The 8802-nt window shown below is 73.0% G+C and carries 7 protein-coding genes and 1 pseudogene; 1 reads left to right on the top strand and 7 read right to left on the bottom strand.

Features of this window, described 5'->3' with window-relative positions; all coding sequences use genetic code 11:
- Positions 1-1099: pseudogene (locus JNW91_RS26885) on the bottom strand (hypothetical protein); the annotation flags it as partial.
- A 7-nt stretch (positions 1100-1106) separates the two neighbouring features.
- Here JNW91_RS26885 and JNW91_RS26880 point away from each other — a divergent pair.
- Positions 1107-1721: a hypothetical protein gene (locus JNW91_RS26880; RefSeq protein ID WP_203178199.1), complete on the top strand. Its 615-nt coding sequence runs from the start codon at positions 1107-1109 to the stop codon at positions 1719-1721.
- Between the two features lie 808 nt (positions 1722-2529).
- Here JNW91_RS26880 and JNW91_RS26875 read toward each other — a convergent pair.
- The 6 genes from JNW91_RS26875 to JNW91_RS26855 form a co-directional block, all read right to left on the bottom strand.
- Positions 2530-2784, bottom strand: coding sequence for a hypothetical protein (locus JNW91_RS26875; RefSeq protein WP_203178198.1), 255 nt, complete (start codon positions 2782-2784; stop codon positions 2530-2532).
- Positions 2785-2789: 5 nt separating this feature from the next.
- Positions 2790-3524, bottom strand: a complete 735-nt coding sequence (locus tag JNW91_RS26870) for a Pycsar system effector family protein (RefSeq protein WP_203178197.1) — start codon at positions 3522-3524, stop codon at positions 2790-2792.
- An 88-nt stretch (positions 3525-3612) separates the two neighbouring features.
- Positions 3613-3735 carry a hypothetical protein gene (locus JNW91_RS33255; RefSeq protein WP_255545301.1) on the bottom strand — a complete coding sequence of 41 codons (123 nt, stop codon included), beginning with the start codon at positions 3733-3735 and terminating at the stop codon, positions 3613-3615.
- Between the two features lie 5 nt (positions 3736-3740).
- Positions 3741-4256, bottom strand: a complete 516-nt coding sequence (locus JNW91_RS26865; protein WP_203178195.1) for a hypothetical protein — start codon at positions 4254-4256, stop codon at positions 3741-3743.
- A gap of 48 nt (positions 4257-4304) precedes the next feature.
- A complete protein-coding gene (locus JNW91_RS26860; RefSeq protein WP_203178193.1) occupies positions 4305-6728 on the bottom strand; it encodes a DNA translocase FtsK in 2424 nt (807 codons plus the stop codon).
- 97 nt (positions 6729-6825) lie between these two features.
- Positions 6826-8760 carry an FtsK/SpoIIIE domain-containing protein gene (locus JNW91_RS26855; RefSeq protein WP_203178192.1) on the bottom strand — a complete coding sequence of 645 codons (1935 nt, stop codon included), beginning with the start codon at positions 8758-8760 and terminating at the stop codon, positions 6826-6828.
- Between the last annotated feature and the right edge of the window lie 42 nt (positions 8761-8802).

Raw genomic sequence — 8802 nt, 5'->3', positions numbered from 1 at the left:
CGCAGTCGGCGAGCGGCGGGGCGTCGAGCAGGGCGGCGCGATCGGCCCGCCGAAGGTGTCCCGGCGTGCGGGCACGGACCGAGGCCAGGGCGGCTTCCGCCGCTGCGCTGCGCCGTCCGGGTGCCACCGGACCCCGATTGTGGCGCTGGGCCTCACGGACGGCCCTGCGACGCTCCTGCTGCTCCTGCGCCTGCTCAACGACCAGGGCGCGGCGGTGCTCGGCGTGCCGACGGGTCGGGTACGGCGGCTCGGCCGGTCCGGTCATCGCCTCGTCGAGCAGAGCGCGCAGGTAGGCCGTGGGGTTGTCGGGCTCGGCCAGCAGCGGACGGGTCCGGGCACCCCGGACCCAGGCATCGAGCGCCTCGGCCGTCCAGTCCGGACCGAGTGCGGCGCCCAGCGTGGCTGCGACCCGGGGAAGGGGAGCGCGGCGCAGCCACATCCACCGGCCCTGAACGGCCCGTGCGAGGTCGTACGCCCATCCCGACCACTCAGGACGTGGCCGGGCCCGCCGTGACGCGCCACCGGGCCTCTGAGCCGGCCTAGGACGCTGTACAGGGTGTGACCTGGCAGGGCCGAGATCGACTCCGCTCCTCGTCGATGAGCGCGAAGCGCCGTCCTTCCTCCGGCTCTGCCGGTTCCACGACGGAGCGGACGCGATTGACGGTGAGATCAGCAGACCCCGAGACGAGCTGGAGTAAACACTCATACCTTGAGACACCGTGTGGGGGGTGCGGAAATTCAAGGCCTGGTCACGAGCGTGATCGCGGACGGCGACCACCGCTTGGCGGATCTGGTGGCGGCGCACGCGCTCGTGGTAGTCGACCCAGCCGCCAGCGCGAGCGTCCAGCTCGTCGACGCGGTCCTGCGCCTCGGTGAGCAGCGTGCGGGCGTGGTCGAGCAGCTCGGCCAGGATGGTCAGCGCGGCCGGCACGTGCGCCGTCTGGGCGGCCGTGTCGCCTCGGTGGAGCGGGGTGATGTCGAAGACGGCCCGTGCCTGGGCGCGGCCGGTGGCGCATCGCTCGGCGTAGCTGAGGCGGCGGCCCTGCTCGACGCGGGTCTGCCAGCCCAGGGCCTCGGCGCGGCGCCAGGCGTCCGTCACGGGACGGGTGGAGTCCGCAGCCGGCGAGCAGGGCGGTCTTGGCGCGGCCGGGCATGGCACGGCGCCCGGAGCGGCGGTCCGCGTCGACGGCCAGCACCGCACCGACCCGGCCCAGCGCGGAGCGCCGGCCGCGGCGGCTGGCACGGCTGGCGGCGTCGCGGGCGAGCAGGTCGGCCAGCATCCAGACCGGCCGGCCCCAACTGTCGCCGGCGTCGAAGGCGCTCAGCGTCTCCATCAGGCGCTGGATCCACGCGGTCAGCTCGTCGACCCGCTCGCGGGCGTCAGCCATCTCGGCGAGCTGCGCGAAGCGCTCGTCGACGGCGGCGGCCTCCAGCGCCTGCGCGTGGGCGTGATCGGCGCGGGCCTGCTCCAGGTAGGAGTACCCACACAGCCAGCAGGTCGGCATCGGTTCGGGTTCACCGCAGGCCGCGCAATCGACGTCAACGACGTCTTGGGCGTGGTCGAGGCGATCGCGCAGGGCGGCGACCAGGTGGTGCCGCTGGGCGGCGTCTCGCCGGTCGGTGCGTCCCCGCCAGCAGGACATGCACAGCGGATCCGACCCCGCCCCGTCGCGCGGGAGGCCCTGCTTGTTCCGGCCGGCAGCGGCACAGGACACACATGACACCTGAACACCGGTCGGGTAGACCGGCCGGCGGCGGGCCCCGGGCGGGGCCACCAGGCGGGCCTGCCCGGCGGTGGTGGTCTCGATCAGCAGGCGCTGATCGACCAGGTGCGCCCGGCAGTGGTGCTGTCCGGGTACGACGAGTACGGCCGCACCAGTGGCGTAGCAGTCGGGGCAGTACCCGAGCGCCGCCACACGATCCGAGTCCAACGCCCGGAGAGATGCGGTGATCATTGCGGCACCGCCGCAGACCCGACGGGCTTACGTCCTGGGCCGAGATTCGCCGCAGTCCAGCAACGGCTCGGCCGCTCATGGGACAACGTGGCGTAATGGTGGTGCTCGCGCAGGGTAACGCCATCACTGGTGATGGCACGTAACGGAGAGGGGACTGGGCGCAGGCAGGCATCGCCGCGACACGCAGTAACCGTGTCGAGAGACAAAAGTGCACCCAGCCCGGAGGTGGGTGCTATGGTGTCCTCCGAGCTTGTCGGAGCCTCAGACCCTTTCGCGGCCAAACGAAATCGGGGTGTGGGGCTCTCTTGCTGTCTGCAGTTAGCCGTTGAGCGCGGGCGCTCCTCCAAGATCAATTCAGGCTTAAGACCCGTGGATCTTACGGTGACTCTCCCCGACGCACGCACCCCAACACGCTTTGAAACCACCGAACCCGCACAGTCCTGTATGGATCTAGGGCCAAAATCGGGACATACCACCACGAGCCCGACGGACTTCTGGGATAAAAAGATTCGACTACATGTGGCCGAATAGGCGGCCGGACGATTCGGGCCGCCTATTCGCGCGCGACGAGTGATCATTCAGGAAGATGGATGGTGTCGACGTGGACCGCGCCGCCGTCACCGTCGTGGGTGTACAGCTCGCCGTAGCGATCGTCGGGGCCGTTGACGGCGGCGAGTAGCCGCAGCGCCTGCTGGCTCGCCGCCTCGGGGTCGCTGGCGGTGAAGTAGCTGACAACCTGGGGGATGTCGGGTTCGGGGTCGGTGACGATGTCGAGCCGGTATTCGTCGGTGGTGCCGAGGATGGCGGTGGCGAATTCAGGGCGGGTCATCGCGTTCACCGGCCCCAGATCGCCAAGGCGGCGGTGACGGCCGCGCCGACGTACCCGGCGAGCAGCAGCGGTACCGCGCGAGCGATCGCCACGTACTTGGCGCGTACGGCTCGGGAGAGCCACCACAGCTCGCGAGCGCGGGTCAGCGGCGTCATCTGCGGGACCTGCTCGGCGTCGCCCCCGGCGATGCGGGCGAGCACGTCCTGGGCGGTGTCGGCATCGGCGTAGGCCACGAATCCGAAGTCGCCGCCGAGGCGGGGGCGAGAGGCCAGCAGGAGCAGGGCGACGGCGACGAGCACCACCACGCCGGTCGCAGCGCCGGCCCGCAGCGCGGACGGGGGAAGGTGGCCGCCGGCTCCGGCGCCGCCGAGTACCGCCAGGCCGGCGCCGAGTAGCACTCCGGCCATCTGCAGGTAGCCGCCGGCCTTGGGGTCGATGCGGGCCAGCTCGGTGCGGACGGTGGCGACCGCGGCGTCCAAGGCGGCGGTGACGGTGCCTCGCCCGCAGGCGGAAGCGTGCGCGCCAGCGCGGGCGAGGATCTCCAGCTCGGAGAAGTCGCTGTCGGTGTGACCGCAGCCGGTGCAGTGGGACGTGCTGTCGGCAAGGCTGGTGGGAATCTCCACCAGCACCGCGTGCGCGCCGGCGGTGGGGATCTGGAAGAGACGGCGCTGGCCACGCGGATCGTGGTCGCTGTCGTAGGCCGCGCCGAGGTAGGTCGGTTCACCCGGATCGGGCACCATGGAGGTAGCTCCTTCTCATCTGCTGGATGGGGGAGTGGCGGGCGGCCCTGGCTGTAGGAGGCGTGGGGCCGCCCGCCGTGCGTGCGGGTCAGTAGGTGCTGTCGATGACCGGATCGCGATCGCGCCGGTGGGCGAGGCTGGGCAGGATGTCGCCGACCATGAGGTTGCTGCGGCCGGCGTAGGCGAGCAGGGACAGGGTCAGCCACACCACAGCGGTCAGGCCGGCGGCGGCGGGGCCGGTGCCGGCCGGGGCGCGGCGTACACGGCGACGCCGGTCAGGGCACCGATCGCGGCCCAGCCGATGCGGGCGTAGGTGGAGCCGAACAGCGCGCCGAGGTAGAGGGCGCCGGCCGCGACGAGCCACATGATCCACAGGTCACGGGCGGTGGCGGGCAGGCCGACGGTGTGAGTGTCGAGGTAGGCGCGCATCGGGTCGGAGATGCTGTGGGTGATCGGCCCGTCGGTGATCCAGGCGCCGGCCGCGTCGAGGCCAGCGTCCGCGACGTCGACGAGCTTGGTGACGATGACCCAGACGGCCCACAGCAGCACAATGAGCAGGGCGAGGGCGGCCAGCGCGAGCACGCCGAGCAGCCAGTTGTCGTGCACGAACACCGTGGCGGTGTCGCGCCACCAGGTGGCCAGCGACCATCGGCGGCCCTCGCCGGCCTCGCTGGTGGTGATGTGGTCGATGGGGGCGAGGTGCTGCTCGCCGGAGGTACGGGAGGTGTCCATGGAGCTTCCCTTCGTCTGGCGGATCCGGGTGGGGCGGTGCGGGGCAGGTCAGCGGCGGGTGCCGTTGCGGGGGAACGCCAGCACGGTCGCGCCGGCGTCGTCGGAGTCGGTGGGGGAGTCGCCGCCGAGCGCGGTGAGCAGGTCGGGCAGGTCATCGACGCGCACGAGCACGTCGCGGGCTTTGGAGCCTTCGGAGGGGCCGACCACGTGCAGGTCGGCGAGGGTGTCCATGAGCCGGCCGGCTTTGGCGAAGCCGATGCGCAGCTTGCGCTGCAGCATCGAGGTCGACCCGAATTGGCTGGTGACGATCAGCTCGGCGGCCTCGCGCAGCAGGGCCCTCTCGTCGTCGTCGAGCCCGTCGACGACGGCGGTGTTCACCGCCGGGCGGGCCGGGGTTTCGGCGGCCGGCGGCGTCACGGTGGCCGGCGCGGAGGGCTGGGCACCGGTGGCGGCCTGGGAACGCCAGTGCTCGACGACGGCGGTGACCTCGGCGTCGCTGACCCATGCGCCCTGGATCCGGACCGGCGTGGACGCGCCCATGGGCAGGAACAGGCCGTCGCCCTGGCCGAGCAGCTTCTCCGCGCCGGGCTGGTCGAGGATGACCCGGGAGTCGGTCAGGGAGCTGGTCGCGAACGCGAGCCGTGACGGGACGTTGGCCTTGATCAGCCCGGTCACCACGTCCACCGACGGGCGCTGGGTGGCCAGCACGAGGTGGATGCCGGCGGCGCGGGCGAGCTGGGTGATCCGCACGACGGCGTCCTCGACGTCGCGGGGGGCGACCATCATCAGGTCGGCCAGCTCGTCGACGACCACCACCAGGTACGGGTACGGCTCCAGGACCCGCTCACTGCCGGCCGGCGACGTGATCTCACCGGCGCGGACCTTGCGGTTGAACTCGTCGACGTGGCGCACCCCGTGGGCGGCCATGTCGTCGTAGCGCATGTCCATCTCCCGCACGACCCAGTCCAGGGCATCGGCGGCCTTACGCGCGTTGGTGACGATCGGGGTGACCAGGTGGGGGATACCGGCGTAGGTGGTCAACTCGACGCGCTTGGGGTCGATCAGCAGTAGCCGTACCTCGTCGGGCGTCGCCCGGGTCAGGATCGACACGAGCAGGGTGTTGAGGCAGCCCGATTTCCCGGCGCCGGTGGCGCCGCCCAGGAGCAGGTGCGGCATGGTCGCCAGGTTCGCGGTGACGGCCTTGCCGTCGATGTCCTTGCCCAGCCCGACGAGCAGCCGGTGCCCGTCGCGGGCGGCGCGGGAGCGGATGACGTCGCCGAGGGTCACCGTCTCCCGGTCGGAGTTGGGCACCTCCACGCCGACGGCGCTCTTGCCGGGGATCGGGGACAGCAGCCGCACCTCGGGCTTGCCGACGACGTAGGCGAAGTTCTTCGCCAAGCCGATGACGCGCTCGACCTTTACCCCGGGGCCGATGGTGATCTCGTAGCGGGTGACGGTCGGCCCGCGGTGCGCGCCGGACACCGTCCCAGCGACCTTGAAGTCGTCCAGGACGCCCTGGAGGGCCTTCTTGCCGGTGTCGGTGGCGGCGGTACGCCGCTGCGGTGGGTCGCCTGCGGCGAGCAGGCTCAGCGGTGGCAACTGGTAGCCGCCCGCCGTCACCGGTGCCGCAGCGGCGGCCGTCGCCGGCGTGGCCACCAGGGCCGGTTCGGTCGCCTGGCGGCGTGGGCGCGGCGGTCGGGGTGCCGATTCCCCGGAATCCGCCGGCGCCGCCGCGGTGGTAGCGGGGCGTGGGGCGGCCGGCACCTCAGCCGCGTCGTCGCGGTCGATGTCGTCGGCGTCGTCGACCAGCCGGTCCAGGTCCTCATCGGTGTCGGCCAGCGCAGCCCGGCGGGATCGCGTGGCGGCGAGGGTGGCTACCACGGCGACCGGGCTGATGCCGGTGGCGGCGGTGAGGCCGGCGGCGATCAGGCCGAGTAGGACCGGCACGGCCCCCCAGATGCTGAGCACCGCGTCGAGAGCGCCGGTGATCTCACCGAGCAGCCCTCCGGCACCGGCTGTGGGCAGGTCCAGCAGCCCGGCGAGGCCGGCGGCGGTGAGCAGGGCGCCAGCGGCCTGGGCGAGGATCCGCACCGTGTGGCTGCCGGCGGGGTGGCGCATTGCCTGGATGGCGAGCCAGACCAGGGGCAACGGCGCGACGATGGCGAGGTGGCCGAGCAGGCCCTCGGCGATGCCGGCCGGCACGCCCAGGAGCCGGCCGGGCACGCCAGCGGGGTGGGTCCACACGGCGGCCGCGGTGATGACGCCGGTGAGCAGCAGGACGAGGCCGGCGGTGTCGTGGCCGGGCAGGTCGACGCCCGAGGTCCGGTGCGGGCTGGGTAGCTTGCGGGCGAGGCGGCCGGCGCCGGCCGCTGTGGCGTACCAGGCGGCGCGGGCGGCCAGGCCGGCGCGGCGGGCGAATCTGGTGCCGTGGTCGACCTCGGGCTGCTTCTTGCTGCGGCGGGTGCTGGCCATGGGGTCTCCTTGTCCGGGGTGAGCGGCAGGGCGGGGTGGGCGTGGCGGCCACCGCGAGAGCCGACCCGGGCGGTGCGGTCGGCTGTCACGGAGGCGGTCAGCTCGCGATGGTGAACGGGCCGCCGCGCTGGGCGGGCGGGGTGATGCGGCCGGCGTCCTTGAGCCGGCCCAGCAGGGCGTAGAGCTGGGACTGGTTGACCGGGCAGTCCGGGCGGTCCAGCAGCGCCTGCGCGGAGGCGGGTCCGCGGCGCAGGCACGCCAGGACCCACTCGACGGGGGTCAGCGGCGCGACCTGCTCCACCACGGCGGTCGTGGCCTTGCGTCCGCCGCCGCCACCGAACGCGGCGCGCAGCCGGTCCACCGCGCTGCCACCGCCTGCGGTCGTGGTCGTGTTGGCGGGGGCGCGGTGCCCCGGCAGCACGATCGGGCTCTTGGGGTCGACCTCGGGCACGTTCCACCGCACCGGCACACGCGGGGCCGCAGCGGCGGCGGCGGTCTCGTCGAGGTTCGGGACGCGGCAGAGCATTCCGACGCGGTTGCTGTGGCGTAGGTAGCCCATGCCTGCGGTGGACTGTCCGTCGATCTCCGGCTGCAGGGCGAACGGGTCACCGACGAAATCGTCGGGCAGGATCGTGGTGCCGGAACCTCGGTTGGACAGCCGCAGGATCAGGGCGTTGCCGGCGACCAGGGCGTCGCGCAGCCGTACCGACCCGCCGAGGGACTTCATCTGCGGCAGTTGCGTGGCGAAGACCAGACCGACTCCGGTCTTGCGCATGGTCTCGCCGGACTGCTCGGCCAGGGCCACGATCGGGGTGTTCGGGATCAGGACCAGCTGGCACTCGTCGACGATCACGACGAAAGGGCTCAGGCCGAGGGCCTTGACCCGGGGGTCGTCGACGTCGAAGGCCTCGACGCCCGCGTTGGCGAGCAGCTGGGAGCGGCGCATGATCTCGGCGTGCACTCGGCGGACCAGCAGCGTGGTCTTCTCGACGCCGGGGTGGTAGTCGACGATGTCCTTCCACGCAGGCAGGCTCTGGCCGTTCTGCGGGTCACCGACAGCGACCTGGACGCCACCTTCGAGCAGGTTCGCGATCAACGCCCCGAGGGCGCGGGACTTCCCGGCGCCGGTGGAGCCGACGACCAGGCCGCCGAGCACGCCGTACTTCGGCCGGGACACCACCCACTGACCGGGGGAGCCGTCGGCAAACCGGGCGATCTCGAAGCGGCCGTTGTCGTAGGTGGGGCCGGTCCACGGCACGCCGGTGGCGATGTAGGAGTTCTCGACGAGGACCACCCGCAGCCACGCCCGCTTGCCGGTCGAGCGCCAGCCGATCGCGCCCTCGTTGAGGTCCAGGGCGACCTCCACGTCCACCCCGGACTTGAACAGCGGGCCGGGCTTGGTGCCGGGGGCCAGACGCACGAGAGCTTCGGTGATCCCGGGCCGGGGCTCGACGGCCTTGACGAGGGTGGTGCCGGCGCACACGCCCTGTCCGACCACCTCGTTCTGCCAGCGCTGCTCCCAGTGCGCGGTCAGCGGGTCGACCACGTCGACCGGCTCGTCGATCACCACCGGCTCGGGCGGCGGTGGCGGGGCTAGGTGACGCAGGTGGTGCCACCACGGCCAACCCAGCACCGCGCCGAGCACGGTCGGCACCGCGATCGTGAGCGTGGGGTGCGCGGCCATCGCGGCCGGCCCGCCCCCGGCGACCGTCGCCACCGCAGCGCCGCCGAGCACGACCGCGATCGCGGCCCGCCAGGCGCGCACGGTGCGGGAGCGGGCTTGCCAGCAGGCCGCCGTCGCGGTGATGGCCAGGGCGAGGATCCCCACGGTCTGCCAGGACAGGCCCAGCGGGCCGGCGACCCACGCCACGGCCAGCTCGGCGGCGACCCAGTAGGCGGGCAGCAGCCGTCGCCAGCTGCGCTTGATCAGCCAGGCAACCGCGTAGGCGGTGACGGCGAGCAGGGCGGTCAGGACCTGGCCGGCCTTGGCCAGGCGCTCCGCACGGATCTCGTCAGCGGTCCGGGTCGACATCGCGGGCTCCTCGAGTTCAGGGCTGGGCGGGGGCGGGTCGAG

Source organism: Micromonospora parastrephiae, assembly GCF_016802865.1.
GTDB classification, from domain to species: domain Bacteria; phylum Actinomycetota; class Actinomycetes; order Mycobacteriales; family Micromonosporaceae; genus Micromonospora; species Micromonospora parastrephiae.
Note: the sequence above shows the minus strand (reverse complement) of the source record. Positions and strands in the feature narration are given on the sequence as shown.

Excerpts from the sequence above, each read along its gene's own strand:
- JNW91_RS26875 (WP_203178198.1), bottom strand. The coding sequence starts at position 2,784 with ATGACCCGCCCTGAATTCGCCACCGCCATCCTCGGCACCACCGACGAA.
- JNW91_RS26870 (WP_203178197.1), bottom strand. The coding sequence starts at position 3,524 with ATGGTGCCCGATCCGGGTGAACCGACCTACCTCGGCGCGGCCTACGAC.
- JNW91_RS26865 (WP_203178195.1), bottom strand. The coding sequence starts at position 4,256 with ATGGACACCTCCCGTACCTCCGGCGAGCAGCACCTCGCCCCCATCGAC.
- JNW91_RS26860 (WP_203178193.1), bottom strand. The coding sequence starts at position 6,728 with ATGGCCAGCACCCGCCGCAGCAAGAAGCAGCCCGAGGTCGACCACGGC.
- JNW91_RS26855 (WP_203178192.1), bottom strand. The coding sequence starts at position 8,760 with ATGTCGACCCGGACCGCTGACGAGATCCGTGCGGAGCGCCTGGCCAAG.